The following is a 25,649-nucleotide window of genomic DNA, read 5'->3' on the forward strand; positions in this document are numbered from 1 at the left end:
AAAATACGTAATTTTGCACCTCCAAATAAGGAATTAAAAATATGTTAGACAGGTTACAAATAATAAAGCAGCGTTTTGATGAGATATCAGACTTAATAATCCAACCGGATATTATCTCTGATCAAAAACGTTATGTACAGTTAAACAAAGAATATAAAGATCTTAAAGCCCTTGCCGAAAAGCGTGACGAATACTTAAAGCTTACAGGTAATATGGAAGAAGCCAACGAAATTATTGCCGATGGCAGTGATGCCGAAATGGTGGAAATGGCTAAAATGGAATTGGATGAAGCCAAGAAAAGGCTTCCTGAACTTGAAGATGAGATTAAATTCTTACTGATACCGAAAGATCCTGAAGATGCTAAGAATGTAATGGTAGAGATCCGTGCCGGTACAGGTGGTGATGAAGCCAGTATATTTGCAGGAGATCTTTTCAGGATGTATACAAAATACTGTGAAGACAAAGGCTGGAGAACCAGTGTTGTAGATATGAATGAAGGAACATCGGGTGGTTTTAAAGAGGTGATCTTTGAAGTTACTGGTGATGATGTTTACGGAACACTTAAGTTTGAAGCTGGTGTACACCGTGTTCAACGTGTACCGCAAACGGAAACTCAGGGTCGAGTACATACTTCTGCTGCTACAGTAATGGTGCTTCCGGAAGCTGAAGAATTTGATGTACAGATTGACATGAATGATGTTCGTATTGACTTCTTCTGTTCTTCAGGACCAGGTGGACAGTCGGTAAATACAACAAAATCTGCTGTTCGTATGACACACGTTCCTACAGGACTTGTAGCACAGTGTCAGGATGAAAAATCGCAGCACAAAAATAAAGATAAAGCTTTACAAGTACTACGTTCACGTTTGTATGAAATGGAACTTGCCAAGAAGCAGGAAATTGATGCAGCAAAACGTACCTCTCAGGTAAGTAGTGGTGACCGTTCGGCTAAGATCCGTACGTACAACTACTCACAAGGGCGTGTTACCGATCACAGAATAGGATTAAGTATGTTTGACCTTGATGGTTTCATGAACGGAAACATCCACAAAATGATCGATGAACTTCAGTTAGTAAATAATACAGAGAAGCTTAAAGAAAGCGAATATTAATATCAATCCCGCTCCGGCGGGATTTTTTATGATATTTTAAATCTAAAGTGAAATGTTATTCTGAGCGATTTGCAACGCGGTCAAACGATCTCGGGTAGAGATTTCTTTATCTGTTCGAAATGACAGAACAAAATCTGTATTTTTGCAATCGTAATTATTAAATCAAACTGCCCAGGCAGCAACCATAAATTTGTAGCATGACAACAGAGCAGCTTTATAGCCAGATTCAGCAAAAAAAATCATTCCTGTGCATTGGCCTGGATGTAGACCTTACCAAAATACCACAACATTTATTAGCTACTGAAGATCCGATCTTTGAGTTTAATAAAGCGATTATTGATGCTACTCATGATCTTGCTGTTTCCTATAAACCTAATACTGCTTTCTATGAGGCATACGGACTTAAAGGCTGGATGTCATTAGAAAAAACAATAAAATACCTTAACGAAAAGCATCCTGAAATATTTACTATTGCTGATGCGAAACGTGGTGATATTGGTAATACATCGACCATGTATGCTAAAGCATTTTTGGAAGACCTTAATTTCGATTCGGTTACTGTTGCACCTTATATGGGTAAAGACAGTGTTGAACCGTTTCTTGCTTTTAAAGATAAATTTACCATTCTGCTGGCCTTAACATCTAACGAAGGTGCTTTTGATTTTCAAACGAAAACAAACGGTGAGCAAGAACTATACAAGACGGTTTTAGAGACTTCTAAAAACTGGAAAAACAGTGAAAATTTAATGTATGTGGTAGGAGCTACCAAAGCGGAGTATTTTACTGAGATCCGTAAGATTGTACCAAATAGTTTCTTACTTGTGCCCGGAGTTGGTGCTCAGGGTGGAAGCCTGAAGGAAGTATGTAAATATGGTATGAATGATACAGTAGGTTTGCTTATCAACTCATCAAGAGGTATTATATATGCATCTGCCGGAGAAGATTTTGCTGAAAAAGCAAGAGAAGAAGCACTTAAAATGCAGCATGAAATGGAAGCTTTGCTTAAATAAAAACGGTTTGTCATTCTGAACATAACAAATTGAAGTTGGAGAATCTCATTACGATTTCCCCGCTGCAGTCGAAATGACAAAGTACTACTCAAAAAAATGAAAACATATACGGATCAAATAGGTAATACTATAACGCTGGCTGCAACGCCAATGCGCATTGTATCTCTAGTACCTTCGCAAACTGAATTATTGTTTGACCTGGGATTGGAAGACAGGCTTGTGGGAATTACCAAATTCTGTATGCATCCGTACCATTTAAAATCGACCAAAAAGATAATAGGCGGTACTAAAAAAGTGCATGTAGAAAAAATAAGGCTCTTACAGCCGGATATTATTATTGCCAACAAAGAGGAGAATACTGAGGAGATCGTTGAAGCAATGAAAGAAATTGCACCTGTATGGGTTAGTAATATTGTTACTATTGAAGACAATATCGAGATGATCGAAGAGTTGGGTAAAATATTTGCAGTACGCACATCGGCAAGGCAATGGATTGATAAAATAAACTTTGGCCTTGAAGATTTTAAAAAATTTATAAGTGACAAAGAAGTAAAAAGGGCAGCCTATTTTATTTGGAAAAATCCATATATGGTTGCCGGTAACGATACATTTGTAAACGAATTGTTGAAGCTGAATAAGCTGTCTAATATTTATCAAGCGAATGAAGGCCGTTATCCTGAAGTAATTGTCCAGAAGATGAAGATACAGGGCGACCCGCAGGTGTTGCTATTGTCATCTGAACCTTTTCCTTTTAAGGATGAAGACGCTTTCGAACTGGGACGCCACACCCACCATGCACAAACTATTTTTGTGGATGGCGAGATGTTCTCATGGTATGGAAGCAGGCTGGTAAAAGCATTTCCTTACTTTAAACAATTGCGCGATAGGCTGGTTAACGATTAATTTTTTAAAAGTCTGTTGCGAAAGAAATAAAATTCTATATTTTTGAATTCTGGATTATATAACTACACCATGAAAAATATACTTACACTCTTATTTGCTTTTATAGTATTTGGTCTTACTGCTCAAACTAAAAAAATGGTTCCGGGTAATCCTGCCATTGAAACCAAATGGATCAAGAATGAGAAATACCAGATGTCATGGATGGCTCTAAGAGGTGAAGCAGAAAAGTATATAGTGGCGAGGATAAACTATCAGGTCGTTGCCGGCCCGAACAAGTTATCAATATTGAGTAGTGTTGACGTTAATAAGGCAACAACAAAATGGATAGATTCTACCATTGTGGCTATACCGTCTCTTAAGCCAATACATCATTATTCTGATAACTTAGAGCGAGGCGTTTCTTTATATTTTGGTAAAAAAGTTACCGGGAAATATGAAGACAAAGCAACGAAGCAGAAATCTGTAATTGATGATGCGGTTACAGGAGAGTATTTTGATAGTAATTTTTTACCTTATTTAATACGATTGCTGCCACTTAAAGAAGGATATACTCAGGAAATAGTTACGTATGACTATAGCTCTGCAAAAAAAGGATTGCTTACGGTTTCCATTACAAAAGTAAAATCGGGTACTTACCAAACTAAAAAAGGAGATGTGCCTGTATGGATTGTAAGTTCTGTAGAAACGATTAAAGGCCAGCAAAATAATGTTGACTATTACATTGGAAAGAAAGACAGAGCGTTTTGGAAACAGGATATTTTTGATGGCTATCAAGCAACGCGTATTGAGCGTTTGGAGTATTAATTATTTAGACATTTCCTTAAAAAGACTCACGTATTCCTGTGGCGTTTCAAGATCTTCATAACCATTTTTTTTAATCACTCTTCCATTTTTGTCTAACATTACAAAATAAGGGAAGAAGCCGTCGCGGTTATATCTTTCGGCAAGTATCATTTTTATATCGTTCACATTGACGGGTTCAGGAATACCTTTTTTCTGAAGAAAATCGGCGCGCAATAATACCCAGTTTTTATCGGCAGCAGCCTTGAACTCTTCACTTGGCCAGATTTCTTTCTCCATGTACATGCAGGGCATACACCAGTCTGATCCTGTAAAAACCAATAGTATTGTTTTGTTTGAGGCCGCAGCCTTTCTTTTTGCAACATCCAGGTCGGTATTCCAGTCCTGGGCAAATACAACCCCATGCATTATAAGGCATAATATAAATACGCTCTTTTTCACTTCTCCTGATTTTTGGCAAAAATAGAAAACTAATATCTTTAAAGGACAGGATATTAAATAAATTTACCAAATAATAAAACCACTGTTTTATACAGTGGTTTTATGTTGGTTATCAAATGCCTATCATTATTTTTTAACGATAATGCCTTTCCAATCTTTATAATGATAAGTAAAAATTAATACTGCTATTACTAACGGTATACCTGTTTCTACTAATTCATGAGGTCTGTTGTCTACAAAAGCATGCAGTAAAAAAATAGTAATAATTACCGGTAATAAAACAATTACGCCAAGAAGCCTTGTTCTTGGAAATACAAGCAATACTCCTGCAAGCACTTCAAGGAAGCCTACAATTTTAGTAAAACCCGACCCACATAATGCAGACATAAGGTTCATGTATTCCTGTGGCAGCGTACTGTCCGGCCCATAAACTTTACAAGGTGATAAAAAATGCTTGTCTACACCTTTGTAAATAAAAAATATACCTAATGCAGCACTTAGTATCGCTACGAGAATTGGTAAGAATGTTTTCATAATAATGGTTTTATTGGTTGAAATAATAGAGGTCAAAAATATTTAAATAAATGTTAAAAATAAAATTTATTTAGACTTGTTACAAATAGAAAAATAATTATAGCTTTGCCGCATATTTAAATTATATGGGACAAAAATTACAATTAGCTTTTATATTGCTTATTTCAGGTGCTTTTGGTGCCTATTCTCAAACTACTGACAGCTTACTGATCAAGAAGATCAAGGAAGAGGTCAAGAAAGAACTAAAGCAGGAAATGAAGGCAGAGTTTGCCAAAGAGAACAAAACTTTATTTGACTGGAGTAAGGTAACACTTAGTGGTTACGGCGCTGTGAATTACTATAATTATACGAAGTATGATACAGATCCGAACATTAAAGATAAGTTTGACGCCGAGCGTTTAAACTTATACCTGGGTTATATTTTTAACGACTGGATAACTTTTAAATCGGAGATTGAATTTGAACACGGCGGAACCGGTTCTACCATTGACCTGGATACTCAGGAAGAGTTTGGAGAATATGAACAGGAGATCGAAGCCGGAGGAGAGGTTAAGATAGAACAGATACACATCAATTTTGCTATTCGTCCGTACCTGAATGTAAGGGTAGGTAAAATGAAAATACATTTTGGACTTGCTCAGGATCTTGACCGCCCAATTAATTACTTTACCAGCCACAGACAGGAGATGGAAAATGAAATAATTCCTCTTGGATGGTATGAGCATGGTATACAGTTTCACGGTACTTTCCTGAAACGTTTAAAATATGAACTTTCTATAACCAGTGGTCTTGATGCTACAGGTTTTAGTTCAAGAGGATGGATAAAAGACGGCTACCAAACCCGTTTTGATATGGAAAATGCCAATTCGCTAGCACTTTCGGCTAGACTGGATTATAAATTCGGTAAGAATAAATACACTTATGTTGGTGCTTCTGCTTATGTAAATGATGCAGCTGCAAACCGTCCAAAAAACGATATGAGCGAGAGTGCTTATGTTACTATTTTTGAAGGACACATAACGTATGATGAGGATTACCTTCGATTTAATTCTGTTATTATGTGGGGTAACCTTGAAAACTCTAACATTGTGAGCAGAAAGAATGCAACACTTTCAAACAATCTTGGCGTAAAAAGAACACCTGTAGGTAAAAATATGCTGGGCTTTTCTTTTGAGGGTGGATATGAAGTACTGCACTTTATAAAACCGGGATCGAAACAAAAAGTATATCCGTTTGTGCGATATGACTATTATGATACAATGCATCAGGTAGAAGGTAACGTAGTAAGAAAACCAAGATGGGAGAGAAGTGCCATCATGGGAGGTTTCAACTGGTTTGTGCATCCACAGATTGTTTTGAAAGCACATTACCAAAACAGGACATTAGGATCAGATCATTATGACCTTGTAACATCGCTTAATACAGGTAGAAAACAACAGGAAAATACCTTCTCTATGGGAATTGGTTTTTCATTTTAAACAAGAACAATCTAACACAATTATAACATGAAAAAAAGAGTATTCAGCTTGGGCCTTATGGCAATGGCAGCTACTGCAATCGTAGGCTGTAGTAATAACGATGATTCAGAAACGGTAGATACTAATGAAAAAGTATTTACAGAAGTTTTAACCGGTGTTACATCTGATGTGATCACTGCTACTTATAACGAACTAAACGAAAAAGCAAAATCATTACAAACTGCTGTAAATGCATTGGCAGCTACACCAAACGAAGCGAACCTATTGGCTGTTAAAGCAGCATGGAGTGCTACAAGAGCGCCATGGGAAGAGTCTGAAGGATTTCTTTATGGCCCTGTAGATACAGGAGGTATTGATCCTGCAATGGATACATGGCCTGTAGACGTTAGTGCTATGAATGCTATTCTTAACAGCAACCAGGCAATTACAGCATCTTTAATCGCGGCAAACAACGAAGCAAGAGGTTTTCACCTTATTGAATTTTTAGTTTGGGGTGTAGACGGAAACAAAACGGCAGCACAGCTTACGGCAAGGGAAATTGAATACCTTAAAGCAGCAACTGCCGATTTACATAACAACACACAAATTCTTTATGACGGCTGGAAAACATCAGGAGGTAATTTTGGTGCTAACTTCATTAACGTAGGTGCAGGTAAAAACTACCCGTCACACAAAGCTGCATTAGAAGAAATTATTGAAGGTTTGATCACTATCGCTGATGAGGTAGGTAATGGTAAAATTGAAGATCCATTAAACTCTGAAGGAGGTACTCCAAACGCAGAACTTGAAGAATCTCGTTTCAGCAACAACTCAAAACTGGATTTTGCTAATAACATGAGAAGTATCCAGAATATTTACCTTGGTGATTTTAATGGTAACAAAAGTAAAGGCTTAACAGATATTATAGCGCCTAAAAATGCTGCTCTTGATACTGAAATCAAAGCAAAAATTGCTGCTGCAATTACTGCTATTGAAGCTATACCCGGCACATTTAGCAATGCTATTCATAACAACAGGCCTGCAGTAACAGCTGCACAGCAAAAAGTAGGTGAACTGCAGCTTTATCTTGAAAGCACAGTAAAACCATATGTTGCAGGACTATAAGAACGTATTATTTTTAAATTCAGAAGAGTATCTTTGCGGGTACTCTTCTTTCTCATTATATGGAAATGCTTAAAAAGCTCTTTGTAACATTAATAGTATTGCAGTTTGTTTCGTGCCAGAGTGACGATAGCTCAGATTATAAAGCGATCGATCTTTCAGAACGTTTGTATGCCGGAGGCGGTACTACACTTTTTTCGGTAACGAGCAATGCTTACAGGACTCCTGCACCTAATCTTGCGGCTGCCGATATGGCGATGCACCTTATGGGGGATGTCGATTTTGAATCGGTATTTGTTACTGCACCCTCAAGTATCAATCAGGGACTAGGACCAATATTTAATAACTCTTCCTGTATTTCCTGCCACCCACGCGACGGCAGGGCTCCGTTTCCAACACTTTTATCGGCCCGTAGCGGATTGCTGCTAAGAACGAGTATGTTTGGCACGGATGAACATGGCGGACCTGTTGCGGTTCCCGGATTTGGAGTACAGCTTCAAAATCAGGCAATTTTTGGCTATAAGCCAGAGGTTACCTATAGTGTGATTTTTACCGAAATTAAAGAAACCCTAGCCGATGGTACTGTAATAACTCTACGAAAACCAGCATTTTCAATAGCCAACAGCTATATGCCAATGCCGGGCGGAGCAATGCTGTCGCCACGTATAGGACCTCCTGTTTTTGGATTAGGATTACTGGAAGCCATTCCAGAAACCGATATACTTGCCATGCAGGATATAGCCGATGCTGATGGTAACGGAATATCAGGAAAAGCAAATTATGTTTGGGATCCGTTATTAAGGCAGACTATATTAGGACGTTTTGGATGGAAAGCGAATACAGGTACTATCCGCTCCCAATGTGCTGCTGCCTATGTTGAAGATATGGGGATAACCAATGTTATTTTCGATAAAGAAACCGGACACGGACAAAGTAACGGTAGTGATGGTCTTGGCGATGATCCTGAGCTTGCCGCTGCGATTTTAGACCAAGTGGTATTGTATTGCAAAACGCTTGCTGTACCGGCTCCCAGAGGCATAGAAAATAAACAGGTTAAAGACGGTGCCGCAATTTTTGAAAAGATTGCCTGTGCACAGTGCCATAAGCCTCAGCAAAAAACTGGATATAGTGAAATATCGGCGATATCATTCCAAACATTCTATCCATATACCGATATGCTGCTTCATGATATGGGCGATGGTTTAGCAGATAACCGACCGGATTTTCTGGCTGGAGGAAGTGAGTGGAAAACACGTCCGCTTTGGGGTATCGGGCTAACACAGCTTGTAAACGGGCATACCGATTTTTTACATGATGGCCGTGCCAAGAACCTTACCGAAGCTATACTTTGGCATGGTGGAGAAGCCCAGCAAAGCAAAGAAAAATTCAAACAGCTTTCTAAAAAAGACAGGGAAGCACTCTTAGCTTTCTTAAATTCTTTGTAATAGTAGTTTTACAAAAAAATAAAATGCCGATAGACAACTATCGGCATTTTTTCTAACTAACCCTAACCAAATGTGTGAAAACCATTTATTTGCATATGCAAATTACTTAAATTATTTACGCAAGTATGTTAAGGCAATGTTAAGTCTATATTATTGATAATTACAAATTTAACTATTTTTTATCCTGAGCAGCAAAGACTTTTTTAAGCAGATCTGTCGTTCTCGAAGATAGGTCAGTCCTTATATTTTTTTCTTCTACAGAAATCATTTTGAATACCCCGTCCATCGCTTTATTAGTTACATAATCTGTTAGATTTGGGTTTACTTTTGTTACCAATGGCAGGCTGTTGTATCTGGTAATAATTCCTTCCCAAATAGCATCTGCACCTACATTACTTAATGAAGTTTGTACCACCGGACTAAACTTAGCATATAAAGGTTTTGTAGTAGATGTTTGTAAATAAGCAGTAGCAGAGTTATCTGCTCCCATTAATATACTTTTTGCATCTTTAATGGTCATGCTTGTAATAGCATTAACAAAAATTGGAGTAGCTTCCTTTACGGCATCTTCGGCAGCGCGGTTTAATACTTTAATACCTTCATCTGCCATTTTAGACAATCCGAACTGGCGTAATTTTTTATCTACCTTCTGTAATTCTTCCGGTAATAAAATTTTCACAGCTTCATTTTTGTAGAAACCATCTTCGGCAGTAAGTTTAGTTACCTGCTTGGTTACACCTTCTTTTAGGGCAGCTTTAAGTCCGGCTCCAATATCAGTACTTGTTAACGAACCTTTTCTGGTTTTAGTTTCAACTTTAGTTTTAGCTTTATCTATCAGGCCTTTTAATTGTGCATTAGCTCCTGCAGGTACAAGTGTCATTATCATCAGGGAGAAAAAAAGTCTTTTCATAGTGTTCTATTGGTTTTTTTGTCAAATATAAACAAAAACTGTTCCACTAAAATAGATTCTAACTATGCTACTATAACTATAATTTAAGATATTGTGTTAATTTATATGTAGTTATGTTCGTAAATTTGGATAAAACAGCTAACTAATAACTTAAAATTTTATAGAGTATGGCACATAATAAACTAACAACAGCATCGGGCAAGCCATTTGCAGAAAATGAGAATTCACAAACAGTGGGGCCAAGAGGGCCTGTGTTGTTACAGGATTTTATCCTGCATGAAAAGATGGCACACTTTAACCGCGAGCGTATTCCTGAGCGTGTAGTCCATGCAAAAGGATCGGCAGCATATGGTACATTTATTGTTACCCATGACATTACAAAATATACGAAAGCTAAAATATTTTCTCAGATAGGTAAAAAAACCGATATGATACTGCGTTTCTCTACAGTAGGAGGAGAGAGAGGATCGGCAGATACAGAAAGAGACCCGCGTGGTTTTGCCATGAAGTTTTATACCGAAGATGGTAACTGGGATTTAGTAGGTAACAATACACCGGTTTTCTTTATAAAAGATGCTAAGAAATTTGGCGACTTTATACATACACAGAAACGTGATCCGCAAACAAATATGAAATCACCTACCATGATGTGGGATTTCTGGTCACTTAATCCAGAAAGCTTACATCAGGTATTTATCCTTATGAGTGACAGGGGTACGCCTTATGGTTTCCGTCACATGCATGGTTTTGGCAGCCATACCTTCTCGTTTATCAATGCACAGAACGAACGTTTTTATGTGAAGTTCCATATTAAAACGGCGCAGGGCATCAAAAACTTTACCGATGCAGAAGCTGCCGAAATGAAAAGCAGGGATATGGATTTTGCACAGCGTGACCTCTTCGAAAATATACAACGCGGTAATTTCCCGAAATGGCATTTTAAAGTTCAGATAATGACGGAAGCCGAATCAAGAACATATCATATCAATCCGTTTGACCTTACTAAAGTTTGGCCGCATGGCGATTATCCGCTTATTGATGTGGGAACTATAGAACTTAACCGTAATCCGGATAATTATTTTGCTGAGGTAGAACAGTCTGCATTTGCTCCCGCTCACGTGGTAGATGGTATAGGCTATTCTCCCGATAAAATGCTGCAGGGCAGATTACTTTCTTACCCGGATGCACACCGCTACCGCCTTGGTGCTAACTTCGAACAGATACCGGTAAACCGTTGTCCGTTTGCAGTGAACAACTATCAAAGGGATGGTGCAATGAGGGTAGATGGTAACGGAGGAAGCGCACCTAATTACTTCCCGAACAGTTTTGATAATATCGTTGTGGATGAAAGCTACAAAGAACCGGCATGGGATCTTGACAGCAATAGAGCCGACTGGTATGACCGTAATGCTGAAGGCGAAAACGATCATTACACACAACCTGGGAATCTTTTCCGTTTAATGGACGATTACAATAAAAACAATACCATTAATAATATCATTGGTGCTATGAGCGGTATTGACGGACCTAAACGTGAAGAGATTATCAACAGGCAGTTGTGCCATTGGTTTAGAGCGGATGTTAACCTTGGTATGGCGATAGCAAGAGGACTGGGTGTAAATATAGATCCATCGATGATGAAATAATAGATTTGATTTATAATAAATAACCCTCTCAGAATTCGTTTTGAGAGGGTTTGTTTTTGTTATTTATGTTTAAATTATTTTATTTTATTTTATTTGCTTCATCTTCAAATAACTGCCAATATTAAATATCACGATAGAAACAAATATCAGCGAATATGCCAGTATTTGGGTAAGCGTGATGTCTTCTTTGTAATATACTATGGCAAGTGTAAATGCAATAAGTGGGTTGAGGTAGATAAGTATCCCCACTGTAGAGGAATTAATACCTTTTAGCGCAAATAAATTCAGAAGCATAGGGATAATAGTATACACTACTGCAATTATCAATATATAACTGTAAAACGTTGTTGACGTAGGTACTGTGCCGCTATAAAATGGGTAAAACGGCAGCAATATTAGAGCTGTAATAGAGATTTGAAGCGTAAGCAGTAGAAATCGGTCGATGGCGCCTATTCGTTTTTGAAGCACTAAATACAAGGCATAGGTTGCTGCAACAATAAGGCTGTATATAATATCGTTAGCGTTATTATATGACAACAATACACAGCTGGTAATGCTTAAAAATACAGCAGCCCATTGTACTTTAGTTAACTTTTCTTTTAATATAAAATAAGCAAAAACGGTAGTTAGGATAGGGCATACGAGGTAAGCAAACGAAGCTGCTTTTACGCTTATGTGGTTCATTACATAAATAAAGAAAAACCAGTTGGCACAAAGCAGTAAAGAACTGCCTACGATCAGGAAGATGAGGTTCTTTCTTTCCGGCTTGGGCATTTTTAGGAAATCCTGTTTGTTCTCCAGTAGAATTTTCCTCCTGAAAAGGAAATTAAAAACGATCATAAGCACAGCACAGGTAAAAACCCTGTAGAATAAAATGTCTAAAGAAGGGTATTCGTGAAGGGGTTTTAATCCAAAGCTAAAAAATCCCCAAATTATAAATGCTGTAACAGCGGCCAGGTAGTGTTTTGGGAGTTTCATTAGCGTAATAATTTGGATACAAAAATAATCAATAATAGGATGTTAGGCTTTGAGAATGCCCAAGTTTTTTTGAATGCCAAATTTGTGCATGATTCATAAAAAAAGCACCTTAAAATCTAACTTTTCTCTGCGTTTTGGCATTCCCTGAAAGGCTTATTGAGAATATGCTTAATAACATAAAATTATAATTTTATTACCATTCGTCTCACGGTTTTACTGGCTATAAATCACTAAATTAGCAAATCTCGGCATACTACTATGAATATAATTGAATTGGAATTATTGAGCGATGATCTGTCTGAAACCCAGAAATTCTATAAACGGGTTTTGGGACTGGAACCATTTTCATCCACTAAAGAATCGCTTTACTTTAAAATAGGGTATACAAAACTTATTTTCAGGAAGTCGGAAAATCTTAAACCGGTATATCATTTTGCTATAGACCTGCCCGGGAACCGTTTTTTTGACACCCATAATTTTGTTAAGCAGCAGGTACCCATACTTCCTGTAGAACCGGATAATGACATTTCTAATTTTACCAATTGGGATGCCAAATCATTTTACTTTAAAGACAACAACGATAATATACTGGAGTTTATAACCCGTTACCCTAACAGGGCTTATTATGAGCCTCCTTTTAGCAGTAAATGTTATATTTCGATTAGTGAAATTGGGTTTGTAACCAAGAATGTTCCTGAACTTGCCGATGCTCTTGTTGCTAAATTCGGACTCCCTATTTACCACCGCCAGCCCAGAAGTGAGAACTTTACTGTTGTAGGCGATGATGAAGGACTGATCATAGCAGTCTCAAAAGGGCGCGATTGGTATCCTACTCAGGTTAAGGCTCAGTCGTTTAGAACCCGTGTTCTGTTTCTTAATCAGGGGGCTGTATGTCATATCATACAATAAACTTTACTTTTCCGATATAAATATTTTCTCCGCTTGTTTGCTTTGATTTTTTTAATTATTATGTAAATTGCGGACTTAAAATTGAATATAATTCATAATGGAACAAGCACAACCCTATATTCCTATTAATAAAGTAAGAATTGTTACTGCTGCATCCCTGTTTGACGGGCATGATGCTGCAATTAACATAATGCGAAGAATCATCCAGGCCACAGGAGTGGAGGTAATTCACCTTGGGCACGACCGTAGTGTGGAAGAGGTGGTAAATACCGCTATCCAGGAAGATGCCAATGCTATTGCTATGACTTCTTATCAGGGAGGTCACAACGAATATTTTAAATACATGTACGACCTGCTTAAAGAAAAAGGTGCAGGGCATATTAAGATATTTGGCGGCGGTGGCGGTGTAATTCTGCCGGAGGAAATCAGGGAACTGCACGAATATGGCATCACAAGGATCTATGCTCCGGATGACGGGCGTGAACTTGGCCTTCAGGGTATGATCAATGACCTTGTTCAAAAATCTGACTTTCCGGTAGGTGATAAGCTGAACGGAGAGATTAACCATCTTGAAGAGAAGAATCCTACCGCTATTGCAAGGGTAATATCTTCAGCAGAAAACTTCCCTGAGGTAGCTAAAGAAACACTTGATGCTATCCATAAACAAAACGAAACCTCTAAGATCCCGGTATTGGGTATAACGGGTACGGGTGGTGCAGGTAAATCATCTCTGGTAGATGAGTTAGTGCGCCGTTTCCTTATCGACTTCCCCGAGAAAACGATCGGACTTATCTCTGTAGACCCGTCAAAGCGTAAAACGGGCGGAGCACTATTAGGTGACCGTATCAGGATGAATGCTATTAATAACCCAAGGGTTTATATGCGTTCATTAGCTACAAGACAATCAAACTTAGCTTTATCAAAATATGTTGCCGAAGCCATCCAGGTTTTAAAAGCAGCAAAATATGATATCATTATTCTTGAAACATCGGGTATCGGTCAGTCTGATACTGAGATCATCGAGCATTCTGATGTATCGTTATATGTAATGACACCGGAGTTTGGTGCTGCAACACAGCTGGAAAAAATCGACATGCTTGATTTTGCCGATCTTGTAGCTATTAATAAATTTGACAAACGCGGTTCGCTTGATGCGCTTCGTGATGTAAAAAAACAATACCAGCGTAACCACAACCTGTGGGATGCTAACCCGGATGATCTTCCTGTATTTGGTACTATTGCTTCTCAGTTTAACGACCCGGGAATGAATACGCTTTACAAAAAGATCATGGATAAGGTGGTAGAAAGAACTTCTGCCGACCTGCATTCTACTTTTGAGATTACGCGTGAAATGAGCGAGAAGATCTTTGTGATCCCGCCGCACAGAACACGTTACCTGTCTGAAATTGCAGAGAACAACCGTAAGTATGATGCTGTAGCGTTAAGCCAGCAGGAGGTAGCTCAGAAATTGTATGGTATCTTTAAAACGATAGAATCGGTTGCAGGAATAAAACTGAGCCCATCTAAATTCGGTATTGAAGAAGAACTGATCAAACAAGGCGAAACAGGTGAAAATAAAGATTTCTTACGCCTTCTTGTTGCTGAGTTTGACCGCGTAAAAATGAACCTTGACCCATACAACTGGGAAATTATCCTTACATGGGACGATAAGGTTAACAAATATAAAAACCCTGTTTATTCTTTTAAAGTAAGGGATAAAGAGATTAAAATAGACACACACACCGAATCGCTTTCGCATTCGCAGATACCAAAAGTTGCCCTGCCTAAATATCAGGCCTGGGGTGATATTTTACGTTGGTGCCTGCAGGAAAACGTACCTGGTGAGTTTCCGTTCACATCCGGATTATATCCGTTTAAACGTGAAGGAGAAGACCCGTCGAGGATGTTTGCCGGTGAAGGAGGTCCTGAGCGTACTAATAAACGTTTTCACTATGTGAGTGACGGATTGCCTGCGAAACGTTTATCTACAGCGTTTGACAGTGTTACACTTTATGGTAATGACCCACATTTACGTCCGGATATTTACGGAAAAATTGGTAATGCAGGAGTATCTATCTGCTGTCTTGATGATGCTAAGAAACTGTATTCAGGCTTCAACCTGGCTCACCCGTTAACGTCTGTAAGTATGACGATCAACGGACCTGCGCCAATGCTGCTTGGGTTCTTTATGAACGCAGCTATCGATCAGCAGTGTGAGATTTACATTAAAGAAAACGGCCTTGAAAAAGAGGTTGACAATAAAATAAATGCCATTTACAAAGCTAAAGGCATTGAGCGTCCGCGTTATAACGGAGACCTTCCGAAAAACAATGATGGTCTTGGACTTATGCTTCTGGGTGTTACCGGAGATATGGTACTACCTGAGGATGTATATCAGGACATTAAAGTGCGTACACTAACTCAGGTACGTGGTACTGTTCAGGCAGATATCCTTAAAGAAGATCAGGCACAAAATACATGTATCTTCTCTACAGAATTCGCCCTTCGATTAATGGGAGACGTTCAGGAATATTTTATTACCAACAACATACGTAACTTCTATTCGGTATCGATATCGGGTTACCACATTGCTGAGGCAGGAGCAAACCCTATTACCCAGCTGGCGTTTACACTGGCTAACGGCTTTACTTATGTAGAGTACTACCTAAGCCGTGGTATGAGCATTAACGATTTTGGTCCTAACCTGTCGTTCTTCTTCTCTAACGGAATTGACCCTGAGTATGCAGTAATTGGCCGTGTAGCAAGAAAGATCTGGTCTAAGGCACTTAAGAATAAATATGGTGCTAATGAGCGAGCTCAAATGCTTAAGTATCATATTCAGACATCCGGTCGTTCACTACACGCACAGGAAATTGACTTTAACGATATTCGTACAACGCTTCAGGCGCTATATGCAATCTATGATAACTGTAACTCATTGCATACCAATGCATATGATGAGGCGATTACAACGCCAACCGAAGAAAGTGTACGTCGTGCAATGGCTATCCAGCTGATCATCAACAAAGAATTAGGACTTGCTAAGAATGAAAATCCTATCCAGGGATCGTTCATTATTGAGGAGCTGACTGACCTTGTTGAGGATGCTGTACTTGCTGAATTCGACCGTATTACAGAGCGTGGTGGTGTACTTGGTGCTATGGAAACCATGTATCAGCGTTCTAAAATTCAGGAAGAAAGTCTTTATTATGAGACACTTAAGCATAATGGGGAGTTTCCTATTATTGGAGTTAATACCTTCTTAAGTTCTAAAGGGTCACCTACAGTAGTACCTGCTGAGGTTATTCGTGCAACCGAAGAAGAAAAGCAATTCCAGATCAAAACACTTGAGACATTACATACGGCTCATAAAGAAAAAGTGCTTGAAACGCTGGGTGTTATTCAGGAAACTGCTATTCAGAACAAGAATATTTTCGAAAAATTAATGGAAGCTACTAAAGTTTGCTCTCTTGGACAGATCACTTCAGCCTTGTTTGAAGTAGGAGGTCAGTACAGAAGAAACATGTAATTTCGATTTTAATTATTGAAGATCTAAATAAAAAAAGCCCCGCAATTTGCGGGGCTTTTTGTGTTTTTATAATTTACTATCCTTATTTTCCCGCCATACCGGTATCTTAACAAAACTATCGGTATGCCATAGTATTTTTAATGGTTCATCGGCATCAAGAATACTTTCATTGCTTACATCATCCCCTGTGCCGTAATTGATCTGCCAGAAAGGATCTTTGTTTATACCTACAGTCACTACGATACGGCTTCCTTTTTCGATTTTTTTACCTGTAAACATAGTGTTGGCAAAGGGAATGGTTTCGGGAATTTCAGGAGTAAGCAATTGGCGTTTCTCCCGGTCTTTGGTATAACTTGCCCTTCCAAGGAAATGAGAAAGTTCAAAATAAGAACCATTGGCTTTAAGCTCATAAAGCTCTATCACAATATCCATGTCTTTTTTGTTGATAGTTGCCATCAGTTCGCCTGTAAAATTGCCGTTAATGATCAGGCTTTCTTCCAGCGGATCGGATACAAATTGCAAGCAGTTTGTGTTGTAAAGTGTTTTAGAAGCAATGAGCCATGAGTTACTTCTCCTGAATTCACCGTTTTTACGGTCTTTAAAATTTACTTCGAAGGGTATGGTCCTGTTATTGTCCGGCGGAGTTATTGATAGTCGGTTTTTCTTCTTGGTCTTTTGTGCACTCAGGTAAAAGGTAAGGGTGTCGTTACTTACGGCAGCTAATGATGGTGCGTGCCTCCATTCGTTACCGCCCATTACCTGATAGTTCACGTGGTCTTTAATAAAATCGGGTTTTGTGCTCTCTTTTAAAATATAGTCAAACCATTTAAAAGCAATTACGTTATAGTTTACCCTGGCAGCTTCATCAATAGTGTAACCTTGAAATTCCTTTTCGGGCATTCCCTGTGAGCCGTTATGGTTATATGGCCCAATGATGAGATAATGATTTGCAGCCGGATTGTATTTATGATGCTCTTTATAATAGTTTAAAGCACCAAGCTGATCGGAATCATAATACCCGGTTATGGTAAGTACAGGGATATTAATACTGGCAAAATCATTTTTATAAGGGGTCATTTTCTGCCAGTATTCATTGTAGTAGGGGTTGTCGAGCCATTTTTGAAATGTTTCATTCTTTTGTCCGTACAGGCTGTCCAGTTCACGGTATGATAATCCCTGCTTGTACCAGTCGATATTAACTTCTCTCCATTTTTTACTGTCGTTAAAAGATTTATTGTCCAACAGTTTAGTGTTGGTAACAAAGTAGAGCCAGTTAAGAGCATAGCTCATAAAAACATTATTATGCATAGGAAAGTTACAGATGCCTGAGGTATAATAGTTTTTAATGCCGGATGCCCACTTTTGGCTGCTGCCCATTGGCTAAAGCCAACATAACTGCCACCATACATGCCAATTTTTCTATTACACCAGGACTGGTTACTGATCCATTCGAGCATTGCGTAAGCATCATTAGTATCATGTTCAAAAGGATGTATATCGCTTTGACTTTTGTCTTTCCCCCGGGTGTTAACCACAATACCCGCGTAGCCTTTTAATGCTGCCAGTCGTGCTCTTTTAAAATCTGCCGGACCTGCGTATATAGAGTACATTAATACCGTGGGCTGTGGTAGTGTTAGTGTGCTGTCCCTTACCAAAATTCCCGAAAGGATATCGCCATCTGGCATTGGTATAGAAATGTATTTTTTACTGAATTTTATAGTATCACCCCATTTTATGGTTTCATCCGTTTGCGAATAACAAAACAGTACTGTTATCATAAACAGTGAGGTAAGTAATGATTTGAACATTATAGTAAGTGTTGATTGATGATTGATTTAACGAAAAAAAGAATACATTATTGAGTATTGCTAAACATATACATTAAAAATAACAAATATCTTCTGATAATAGAAATTGCTGAGAGATAGATATGTATCGACTACGTAATCTTATGCGTTATAATCTTTGGTAGTATCTCTCAGTATTCGTTCCTTAGCTATATGGTAAAACCTTACTTATGAAAGAAATAAACGTACTGCCACAGGGATACAGAGCTTTTACAGCGATTTGGAATGATATTGTATTGGGCAGGGTCGAATATCCTAAATGGTATTCTTATAAAGCTCTAATAAGCATAGGTAAAGAGAGTACTTATACTTTAGAACCCAGAGGTTTTTGGCAAACTACTCAGGAGCTAAAAAAAGAGGGTGTTCTTATTTTGCAGATGCAGATGAAATGGAGCGGAAAGATATTAATAAGCAAGCCTAAAGATGCAGATCGCTCTTATGCTTTTCAGCCGAAAGGATTCTTTAAGAATGGTTATGTACTCACCGATTATAAAGGGAATGAATTCTTTCATATCCATTCTGATTTCAGTTGGAAAAAATTCAATTCAGGCTTTATCATTACCTGTAAAGACGACTTTGGCAATGATGAATTCGAACAGCTGCTTATGCTGCTGTCTGTACATTATTTTAAGAGTATGCAGGATATGGCAGCCTCTGGGGTCTATTAGTTAAAAAACGCGCCCCAGTACATAGTAAAGAATTACAAAAACGATAATTGTGCCAATGCAGCCTAAACCTGCTTTTTTTGCACCCCAACCTGCAAGTAGTGTTTTGAAAAATCCGTTCATGATATTTAGTTTTTAATTTATTTAAAGATAACAACGAGTTCTTAGTCCGTAATATCATTTAACTTTTATTAAAGACTTAATAATATCACAAACTTTATTATAGTAACTTGCCGGGTAATGAGATCGATCTGTATTATATTCATTTTCTTATTCCTGCCCGTTTGTGCTGTTAATGCTCAGGTAATGGGCTGTACAGACCCTATGGCTAAGAATTACAATCCATTGGCAACTGTAAACGATGGCAGCTGTAAATATGCTTCAGTCAGTGTTTCGCCAACATATTCAGCGAAGCTTCCATCTCAGATCAAGGAGACTTCCGGTCTTGTAAAATGGAATGATCACTTATATACTCTTAACGATGATGGCGATACTAATTTGTATGCCATAGAAAGCAGTACAGGCGCTATTCTGGAGGTATTACCATTGCCGGGTACAGTTAATCAGGACTGGGAAGAACTGGCACAGGATGAAGGTTACTTCTATATAGGTGATTTTGGTAATAATGTAGACGGTAACAGAACAAACCTTAATATACTCAGAGTAGGCAAAATGTCTTTACTTTCGGGCAGTCCTGAAATTGACAGGATTAATTTTACTTATCCCGATCAAACCAATTTTAAATCAAAGGGCAGTAATAATTCTGATTTTGACTGTGAAGCTTTTATTATAACAAGAGACAGTATTTACCTGTTTACCAAACAATGGGTGAGCAAAAAAACAAGTGTATATGTATTGCCTAAAATTCCTGGTACTTACACAGCCAGCCGCAAAACAGGATATGATGTTAGCGGACTTATTACCGGAGCCACTTGGGTAGAAGATAAACGACTGCTGCTTCTTAGCGGCTATAACGGAATATTGCAGCCTTTTATTTATTTGCTGTATGACTTTAAAGATCTTGATTTTTTTTCGGGGAACAAGAGAAAAATAAGCCTGTCAATATCATTTCATCAAACTGAAGGTATCGCAACTATAAATGGTACTGATGTGTTTGTAACGAATGAGCAGTTTGCGCAGCAGCCTTTTGTAAGTGTAACACAAAAGCTGCATAAATTTGATTTGTCACCCTATCTTTCCAATTATCTTGAAAATTATAATCTGGTTTCTATTCAGAATAATTTCAAGAACTTAATACTGACATTTCCCAGTTTAACAAGAGATATTGTTTACATTGACATTGCAGCGGATTTAATTAGTACAAAATACAGTTGCACAGATAATAAAGGAAAGCAGGTATTGGAAGGGGTACTGGATAGTAAAACCAATAAAATTAATATAAGCAGTCTTATACCAGGTGTTTATACTTTGCTGGTAGAGGGCTATCCTGATTATGCTTATAAGTTTGTAAAACGATAAATATTATTTTTTTAAGCTTTTTATAATCCTACAAAAAAAATACAGATAAACGAATAGATTGAAGTATATTAATAAGACTGATTTATAATTAATTATAAATTAACGTTTTATTCACTTTCTAATTATTTTTTTTATATTTTTGGTATCCCCCAATTATAGTCCCATGAAAAAATATTTACTTTTTTTTCTGCTGTTTTTCTGTACATTATGTTTTCCTCAGGAAGAGGCCGATGCTCTTCTGCAACAAGGAGTTAAAGAAATCTCCGGCAGTAATTATGAAGGTGCAATAGCACATTTAAACCAAAGTGTTGCAATTGCCAAGGAAGCAGAAAACAAAGAAGTTTTAAGCAAAGCCTATGTTAGCTTAGGAGAAGCTTATGCTAAATCAGAAAACTTTACGGCAGCTTTAAAAAACTACCTTTTAGCCCTTCCTATTTTAAAAACCGGTACTGATCGTTTGGCTGCAGCCAATGCATCAAAGGAAATTGGTGTTTTATATGGCAAACAAAAAAAGCACGATCTTTCTCTACAGTATTTTACTGAGGCATTTAAACAGGCTAAACAGTTAAATAATGAAATGCTTAGCGCCGAATGTCTTGGCGGCATAGGATCTGCCTATGAAGCACAGAGCAAAATAGACAAAGCTTTAGAGTCCTACAGTCAGGCACTGGCAATTTACAGAGCCCGCGGACACATGCAGAATGCAGGTCAGATGCTTAGTAATATGGGTAATGCCTATAAGCTGAAAGGTGATTATCTGCAGTCTATCTTAAATTATAAAGAAGCACTTGGCTATTTTAATAGTGCTAACGACCGGCACAAAGTTGCCAAAGTATTGAGCAGCCTTGGTAAGGTACTTGCATTAATGGAAGACCATAATGAGTCTTTAAGGCTTTATGAACAGGCCTATCTGGATGCTATAGAAATAAAGTATGATGAAGTGATTATCGAATCAAGCCTTGGTATGGCTGCGGCCTATGAAAATCTTAGGCAGTATCCGGAGTCGGTTCGTTACCATAAGATCTATGAACAGAAAAAAGATAGTTTTGTAAATGCAGCTCACGAAAAGGAATTAGCCCAATTAAAACTTAAAGGGTCAAAAAATAATGATGAGAATGTTGTTGTCATCGAAGCTGTAGATAGTGCGGGTATGTCGTCTTTTAGCTGGAAATACACCAATTTTTTGATTATAGGCTGTGTTGCCTTCGCTCTGGTATTACTTACGGGAGCTTATATATGGAGAAGAAATCTATTAAAAGGTAACAAAGAAGACAGGATGTTCAGGGAGGCAGAAGGTGAAGAACGCTTAAGGCTTGTACAGGATATTCATCTTGATCTGGACTCTAAGCTTTCTGAGATCAACCACCTTAGTGAAGCCATTGTAGAAAAAACCACTGGAATGCCTACCATTAGAAGTAAAGGAGAGGCAATGCAGGAAACTACAAAGAAGATAGAAGAGAACATACGCGACCTTGTATGGCTGTTAACACCAAGAACAACTATTCTTACGAACTATGTAGGAAGTATTAAAGAATATGTGTTAGGCTATTTTAAAGATACTCATGTTGAAGTTTTACTCTCTACACCCGATGGTATTTCTATTAATATAATCAATAAAGAAAGTCAGAGGGAGTTGCTTTCTGTCATAAAAGAGAACCTTGAGTCTATTGCAAACGATCCGCAGGCAACAAAAGTATTTTTTGGAATTACCTATTCCGGGACACGTTTAATGGTTTCTATTAAAGACAACGGTATAGGTACAGAAACAACTGAAGCCGATAGAAAACGTATGGAGAACAGTCTTAATTCTATTGGTGGTATAATGAGAATTGACAGCGAAGCAGGGTGGGGAACTACCGTGAAAATCATTATCCCTATAGCTAAGCCTAAATAATATTCGAAAGCACTATTTCTTTAGTTTTAGATACCCAATATGCAGTTCGTCTTCAGTGCCCGTTTCGGCTTTGGTGATGTTAATACTGTATAGTGCTTTTAAATGAGGAGCAAGAATATCTTCTACCTTATGCATATCGTCAATATCTAAAGCATACTTTTCGTCAATATGTGATTCCCCGCCTTTAAAGTTATAGTGCTTGTAAAATGCCGTGCGTTTAGCAATTTTAATAGCCATGCCCATAGACTTAGCAACTACGAGACTTTTGTAATGGTATTCTTCAAACTCACCGGGGCGGTAGCCACCCAGATTTAGCAGGAATAATTTTTCGATAGCAGGCTGGGCTTCGGCTTTTGGTACAATAGTAACAGCATATCCATTTACAAGGGTTACCTCACGCCAGGAGTCAATATGCAATCCGCCGCTATCGGGCCAAAAAGCATACATGTCTTTAGTAAGATCTGTAATATCTCTGCCTATCCCGAAAAAAATGTCGTGCTGCTCTGTAAGTCTGCTTTTGGGTGTGCAGCCCAGTAAAACCATATATAATTTGAGTGTGTTTTCCATGCATAGTAAAGGTATTTAATTTTTTTTTCCGTAACTTGCATAGATATCAAATTTTTGGTTCGGTTTTTGGATTGTACCTATAAACAATAAAAAATCAACACTAATTAAAAATTTAATGATTATGAAAAAGATATTTTTACTTTTAAGCATAGTGAGCGTTTTTGGCTTAACAGCATGCTCTAACGATGATGACCGTGTGGATCAAGATACTTTCCCGGAAACTTTTGAAACTAAGCCTATAACTTTTCTTGAGAATACACCTGGAGTATCTCAGGTTGTAATACCACTTGTACCTAAAATTCTTGCAAGTGATGTTGTATTGGTATATAGATTATCGGGTGTAAATAATCTTGGTAACGATATATGGGAGCCGATTCCAACATCGTATGATCTTCCTCAAGGTAGATTGAATTATAATTTTGATTTCTCTGTAGATGATGTTGTTGTTTATTTGAATACTAATTTTAGTTTTTCATTAAGACCAGATTTCACTGCAAGCCAGATTTTTAAAATTGCATTAGTACCTGGGTTTGTTGCTAAAGACCTTAAGTCAAACGACTATAATGTAGTAATGAGTGCTCTTGAAAATGCAAAAGTAAAAGGAAATATTAAGATAGAAACGATTAAATAATATTTCAGTTATCTTATCTATATAAATAGAAACAGGCTCCAATTTATTGGAGCCTGTTTTGTTTTTGAAATAAATATCTTAAGTAGAATTAATTAGGAAAATTATTTTGATGAATTCGTAATTTTGGAATACTTTTTAATTGATTTTATAGTTTTTTTCTTTCAGAATGATCGTTTTGTTGTATTTTTGCAAAAATAAATCATCAATGAGAAAAATAAAATTACAACGTTGCCTAAACAGTTTATTACTGTTTATAACATTTTATTCCTTTGGTCAGGTCACAACTACGATTAGTGATCTTAAAGTTAGTGACATGGCTTCTACAGGAATTACTTTTAATTCGAATCCTACAGTTACAGCAAAATTCGACGTTAATTTATTAACATATAATGGAGTACCTGGAAATATTCTAGGAAATATTCATGTCTATATTAAAAAAAGTGCGTCTTCTGAACCAAGTGAAGTAGACTGGAGTCCAATAACTTTTTCAGTATATTATCCTCCTAATACATCGTCTGGTACTTATACCAATAGGACACCTTTTACAGTTGAATTGATTAAGTCGGCATTTTTTGCTTCAGGAGGCGTTTTATACGCGGAGTATAAAAACAATAATGGGCAGAAATATAAAAGTGCTGAAATCCTAATTAATGGAGGCGCACAATCCCCTCCTGGTCCAGGAATATTAGGTACATTAGATATTTCAGGAATTACATATACGGGGACAGGAAACTTGATGAGTGGAGATATTTTGTATATTTTAGATGATCTTTCAACTCTTGATATTAAGCTTAAATATAGCAGAACTCTACTAGCAGGTCAAAGCTGTAGTGGTGTATGGATTTTAGAATCAGTAAATAATTCTGCTGGGCTAGATAGGAAACATATAGGAAGTGTAGCTGGAGATAGTTGTATGAGTGATGGTAGTACAACAACGGGAAATTTTAGTGTAAGTCTTGATAAATCATTTTTTAACTCAGGCGGAGTAATTAGACTCGAATTTGTTCACACATCGGCAGATAAACATTGGCGGAGTCAAGCCATTGGTGTGAAGATAATAAAATTAACTGATAATCTTATTTATAATCCAAATTCAAGACTAACAGAAATAGAGGTTATTATTGGTCAAATTGGCAATATATCGGGAATTGATGCAACAGCTCAGTCTGGACAAGAAGTTTTACCTGTAACATATGCTTGGTATAGCAGAAGCACGTCAGCAGGAGAGTGGCAATTAATAAGTGGTGCAACATCTGTTAATTTAGCTATACCTGTAAGTAATAGTGTAGAAATTATTAGGAGAGCATATTTTAAGGAAGTCTACTCACAAAGTAATGTTATGAAATTTATAGCAGTTTCACCTCCTTTAACTCCTCCGGATATAGGTAATACAATTTGTTGTGATCAGACTGTTCCAAATGGGGCGCCTGTTTCGCTAATTTTGGGAAGTACTACGCATAGTGCCAGGGTTTTAAGTTATAGATGGCAAAGTTCTCGGGATAGTGTAATGTGGACAGATATAACTGGTTCGAATCAAAAAAATTATACTCCGGAGCCATTGGGTCCTAGATCGTCTGGGGTATATTATAGAAGGGTGGTAGAAACTTCTTTAGGTGCTAGTTATAGTAATTACATTAGAATATCCAGCGATTCACCTGGTAGAGACTAAATATTGGTGGTGTTAAATTTTTTTAATCAATATTGTAACGTAACAATTAATAAAACAGGCTCCAATTTATTGGAGCCTGTTTTGCTTTAAATATGTTTGA

22 protein-coding genes are annotated in these 25,649 nt (G+C 37.6%); 15 read left to right on the top strand and 7 right to left on the bottom strand.

Annotated elements, in window-relative coordinates; genetic code table 11:
- Positions 1-41 precede the first annotated feature (41 nt).
- The 4 genes from prfA (at position 42) to EPI11_RS16055 (ending at position 3,829) form a co-directional block, all read left to right on the top strand.
- Positions 42-1,112: a peptide chain release factor 1 gene (prfA, locus tag EPI11_RS16040; RefSeq protein ID WP_128391002.1), complete on the top strand. Its 1,071-nt coding sequence runs from the start codon at positions 42-44 to the stop codon at positions 1,110-1,112.
- A gap of 197 nt (positions 1,113-1,309) precedes the next feature.
- Complete coding sequence (pyrF, locus tag EPI11_RS16045) at positions 1,310-2,122, top strand: orotidine-5'-phosphate decarboxylase (RefSeq protein ID WP_128391003.1); 813 nt, start codon at positions 1,310-1,312, stop codon at positions 2,120-2,122.
- A 96-nt stretch (positions 2,123-2,218) separates the two neighbouring features.
- A complete protein-coding gene (locus EPI11_RS16050) occupies positions 2,219-3,025 on the top strand; it encodes an ABC transporter substrate-binding protein (protein ID WP_128391004.1) in 807 nt (268 codons plus the stop codon).
- A gap of 69 nt (positions 3,026-3,094) precedes the next feature.
- Positions 3,095-3,829 carry a DUF3108 domain-containing protein gene (locus EPI11_RS16055; RefSeq protein WP_128391005.1) on the top strand — a complete coding sequence of 245 codons (735 nt, stop codon included), beginning with the start codon at positions 3,095-3,097 and terminating at the stop codon, positions 3,827-3,829.
- Here the strand turns inward: EPI11_RS16055 and EPI11_RS16060 are convergent, their stop codons facing one another.
- Positions 3,830-4,267: a thioredoxin family protein gene (locus EPI11_RS16060; RefSeq protein ID WP_241657648.1), complete on the bottom strand. Its 438-nt coding sequence runs from the start codon at positions 4,265-4,267 to the stop codon at positions 3,830-3,832.
- Between the two features lie 126 nt (positions 4,268-4,393).
- A complete protein-coding gene (locus tag EPI11_RS16065) occupies positions 4,394-4,801 on the bottom strand; it encodes a DoxX family protein (RefSeq protein WP_128391006.1) in 408 nt (135 codons plus the stop codon).
- A 125-nt stretch (positions 4,802-4,926) separates the two neighbouring features.
- Here EPI11_RS16065 and EPI11_RS16070 point away from each other — a divergent pair, with 125 nt between their 5' ends.
- Genes EPI11_RS16070 through EPI11_RS16080 form a run of 3 tightly spaced genes read left to right on the top strand, consistent with a single transcriptional unit; the run spans position 4,927 to position 8,825 of the window.
- Complete coding sequence (locus tag EPI11_RS16070; RefSeq protein ID WP_128391007.1) at positions 4,927-6,279, top strand: autotransporter outer membrane beta-barrel domain-containing protein; 1,353 nt, start codon at positions 4,927-4,929, stop codon at positions 6,277-6,279.
- A 27-nt stretch (positions 6,280-6,306) separates the two neighbouring features.
- Positions 6,307-7,383 carry an imelysin family protein gene (locus EPI11_RS16075; protein ID WP_128391008.1) on the top strand — a complete coding sequence of 359 codons (1,077 nt, stop codon included), beginning with the start codon at positions 6,307-6,309 and terminating at the stop codon, positions 7,381-7,383.
- Positions 7,384-7,442: 59 nt separating this feature from the next.
- Positions 7,443-8,825: a di-heme oxidoreductase family protein gene (locus EPI11_RS16080; protein ID WP_128391009.1), complete on the top strand. Its 1,383-nt coding sequence runs from the start codon at positions 7,443-7,445 to the stop codon at positions 8,823-8,825.
- A 172-nt stretch (positions 8,826-8,997) separates the two neighbouring features.
- Here the strand turns inward: EPI11_RS16080 and EPI11_RS16085 are convergent, their stop codons facing one another.
- Positions 8,998-9,735, bottom strand: a complete 738-nt coding sequence (locus tag EPI11_RS16085) for a DUF4197 domain-containing protein (protein ID WP_128391010.1) — start codon at positions 9,733-9,735, stop codon at positions 8,998-9,000.
- Positions 9,736-9,902: 167 nt separating this feature from the next.
- On the opposite strand from EPI11_RS16085, the gene EPI11_RS16090 reads away from it, so the two are divergent.
- Complete coding sequence (locus EPI11_RS16090; RefSeq protein WP_128391011.1) at positions 9,903-11,381, top strand: catalase; 1,479 nt, start codon at positions 9,903-9,905, stop codon at positions 11,379-11,381.
- Positions 11,382-11,465: 84 nt separating this feature from the next.
- On the opposite strand, the gene EPI11_RS16095 is transcribed toward EPI11_RS16090, so the two are convergent.
- Positions 11,466-12,359 carry an EamA family transporter gene (locus tag EPI11_RS16095; protein ID WP_128391012.1) on the bottom strand — a complete coding sequence of 298 codons (894 nt, stop codon included), beginning with the start codon at positions 12,357-12,359 and terminating at the stop codon, positions 11,466-11,468.
- A 258-nt stretch (positions 12,360-12,617) separates the two neighbouring features.
- Between EPI11_RS16095 and EPI11_RS16100 the strand changes: the two genes are divergently transcribed.
- Complete coding sequence (locus EPI11_RS16100) at positions 12,618-13,268, top strand: VOC family protein (protein WP_128391013.1); 651 nt, start codon at positions 12,618-12,620, stop codon at positions 13,266-13,268.
- 97 nt (positions 13,269-13,365) lie between these two features.
- Positions 13,366-16,797 (top strand): methylmalonyl-CoA mutase family protein, encoded by a 3,432-nt coding sequence (locus EPI11_RS16105; RefSeq protein ID WP_128391014.1) that lies wholly within the window; start codon positions 13,366-13,368, stop codon positions 16,795-16,797.
- Positions 16,798-16,863: 66 nt separating this feature from the next.
- Here EPI11_RS16105 and EPI11_RS16110 read toward each other — a convergent pair whose 3' ends face one another.
- Positions 16,864-18,087 carry a CocE/NonD family hydrolase gene (locus EPI11_RS16110; protein WP_164879188.1) on the bottom strand — a complete coding sequence of 408 codons (1,224 nt, stop codon included), beginning with the start codon at positions 18,085-18,087 and terminating at the stop codon, positions 16,864-16,866.
- On the bottom strand, positions 18,084-18,605 hold the full coding sequence (locus EPI11_RS16115) for a CocE/NonD family hydrolase (protein WP_128391016.1): 522 nt from the start codon (positions 18,603-18,605) through the stop codon (positions 18,084-18,086). Before EPI11_RS16115 ends, EPI11_RS16110 begins: the two co-directional genes overlap by 4 nt.
- A gap of 209 nt (positions 18,606-18,814) precedes the next feature.
- Here EPI11_RS16115 and EPI11_RS16120 point away from each other — a divergent pair, with 209 nt between their 5' ends.
- The 3 genes from EPI11_RS16120 to EPI11_RS16130 all read left to right on the top strand — a co-directional run bounded on the left by EPI11_RS16120 (position 18,815) and on the right by EPI11_RS16130 (position 22,682).
- A complete protein-coding gene (locus tag EPI11_RS16120) occupies positions 18,815-19,312 on the top strand; it encodes a hypothetical protein (RefSeq protein ID WP_128391017.1) in 498 nt (165 codons plus the stop codon).
- A gap of 237 nt (positions 19,313-19,549) precedes the next feature.
- On the top strand, positions 19,550-20,788 hold the full coding sequence (locus tag EPI11_RS16125; RefSeq protein WP_128391018.1) for a T9SS C-terminal target domain-containing protein: 1,239 nt from the start codon (positions 19,550-19,552) through the stop codon (positions 20,786-20,788).
- Between the two features lie 163 nt (positions 20,789-20,951).
- Positions 20,952-22,682, top strand: coding sequence for a tetratricopeptide repeat-containing sensor histidine kinase (locus EPI11_RS16130; protein ID WP_128391019.1), 1,731 nt, complete (start codon positions 20,952-20,954; stop codon positions 22,680-22,682).
- Positions 22,683-22,694: 12 nt separating this feature from the next.
- Here the strand turns inward: EPI11_RS16130 and EPI11_RS16135 are convergent, their stop codons facing one another.
- Positions 22,695-23,249: a DUF1543 domain-containing protein gene (locus tag EPI11_RS16135; RefSeq protein ID WP_164879189.1), complete on the bottom strand. Its 555-nt coding sequence runs from the start codon at positions 23,247-23,249 to the stop codon at positions 22,695-22,697.
- Between the two features lie 121 nt (positions 23,250-23,370).
- Here EPI11_RS16135 and EPI11_RS16140 point away from each other — a divergent pair, with 121 nt between their 5' ends.
- Positions 23,371-23,880, top strand: coding sequence for a hypothetical protein (locus tag EPI11_RS16140; protein WP_128391020.1), 510 nt, complete (start codon positions 23,371-23,373; stop codon positions 23,878-23,880).
- Between the two features lie 205 nt (positions 23,881-24,085).
- Positions 24,086-25,549: a hypothetical protein gene (locus EPI11_RS16145; RefSeq protein ID WP_128391021.1), complete on the top strand. Its 1,464-nt coding sequence runs from the start codon at positions 24,086-24,088 to the stop codon at positions 25,547-25,549.
- The last annotated feature ends 100 nt before the right edge of the window (positions 25,550-25,649 follow it).

This window comes from Flavobacterium cerinum (assembly GCF_004028155.1).
GTDB lineage: Bacteria > Bacteroidota > Bacteroidia > Flavobacteriales > Flavobacteriaceae > Flavobacterium > Flavobacterium cerinum.

Excerpts from the sequence above, each read along its gene's own strand:
- prfA (WP_128391002.1), top strand. The coding sequence starts at position 42 with ATGTTAGACAGGTTACAAATAATAAAGCAGCGTTTTGATGAGATATCA.
- EPI11_RS16110 (WP_164879188.1), bottom strand. The coding sequence starts at position 18,087 with ATGAGCTATGCTCTTAACTGGCTCTACTTTGTTACCAACACTAAACTG.
- EPI11_RS16130 (WP_128391019.1), top strand. The coding sequence starts at position 20,952 with ATGAAAAAATATTTACTTTTTTTTCTGCTGTTTTTCTGTACATTATGT.
- EPI11_RS16075 (WP_128391008.1), top strand. The coding sequence starts at position 6,307 with ATGAAAAAAAGAGTATTCAGCTTGGGCCTTATGGCAATGGCAGCTACT.
- EPI11_RS16090 (WP_128391011.1), top strand. The coding sequence starts at position 9,903 with ATGGCACATAATAAACTAACAACAGCATCGGGCAAGCCATTTGCAGAA.
- EPI11_RS16120 (WP_128391017.1), top strand. The coding sequence starts at position 18,815 with ATGAAAGAAATAAACGTACTGCCACAGGGATACAGAGCTTTTACAGCG.
- EPI11_RS16140 (WP_128391020.1), top strand. The coding sequence starts at position 23,371 with ATGAAAAAGATATTTTTACTTTTAAGCATAGTGAGCGTTTTTGGCTTA.
- EPI11_RS16125 (WP_128391018.1), top strand. The coding sequence starts at position 19,550 with ATGAGATCGATCTGTATTATATTCATTTTCTTATTCCTGCCCGTTTGT.
- EPI11_RS16135 (WP_164879189.1), bottom strand. The coding sequence starts at position 23,249 with ATGGAAAACACACTCAAATTATATATGGTTTTACTGGGCTGCACACCC.
- EPI11_RS16115 (WP_128391016.1), bottom strand. The coding sequence starts at position 18,605 with ATGTTCAAATCATTACTTACCTCACTGTTTATGATAACAGTACTGTTT.
- EPI11_RS16095 (WP_128391012.1), bottom strand. The coding sequence starts at position 12,359 with ATGAAACTCCCAAAACACTACCTGGCCGCTGTTACAGCATTTATAATT.
- EPI11_RS16070 (WP_128391007.1), top strand. The coding sequence starts at position 4,927 with ATGGGACAAAAATTACAATTAGCTTTTATATTGCTTATTTCAGGTGCT.
- EPI11_RS16100 (WP_128391013.1), top strand. The coding sequence starts at position 12,618 with ATGAATATAATTGAATTGGAATTATTGAGCGATGATCTGTCTGAAACC.
- EPI11_RS16145 (WP_128391021.1), top strand. The coding sequence starts at position 24,086 with ATGAGAAAAATAAAATTACAACGTTGCCTAAACAGTTTATTACTGTTT.
- pyrF (WP_128391003.1), top strand. The coding sequence starts at position 1,310 with ATGACAACAGAGCAGCTTTATAGCCAGATTCAGCAAAAAAAATCATTC.
- EPI11_RS16085 (WP_128391010.1), bottom strand. The coding sequence starts at position 9,735 with ATGAAAAGACTTTTTTTCTCCCTGATGATAATGACACTTGTACCTGCA.
- EPI11_RS16105 (WP_128391014.1), top strand. The coding sequence starts at position 13,366 with ATGGAACAAGCACAACCCTATATTCCTATTAATAAAGTAAGAATTGTT.
- EPI11_RS16055 (WP_128391005.1), top strand. The coding sequence starts at position 3,095 with ATGAAAAATATACTTACACTCTTATTTGCTTTTATAGTATTTGGTCTT.
- EPI11_RS16080 (WP_128391009.1), top strand. The coding sequence starts at position 7,443 with ATGGAAATGCTTAAAAAGCTCTTTGTAACATTAATAGTATTGCAGTTT.
- EPI11_RS16065 (WP_128391006.1), bottom strand. The coding sequence starts at position 4,801 with ATGAAAACATTCTTACCAATTCTCGTAGCGATACTAAGTGCTGCATTA.
- EPI11_RS16050 (WP_128391004.1), top strand. The coding sequence starts at position 2,219 with ATGAAAACATATACGGATCAAATAGGTAATACTATAACGCTGGCTGCA.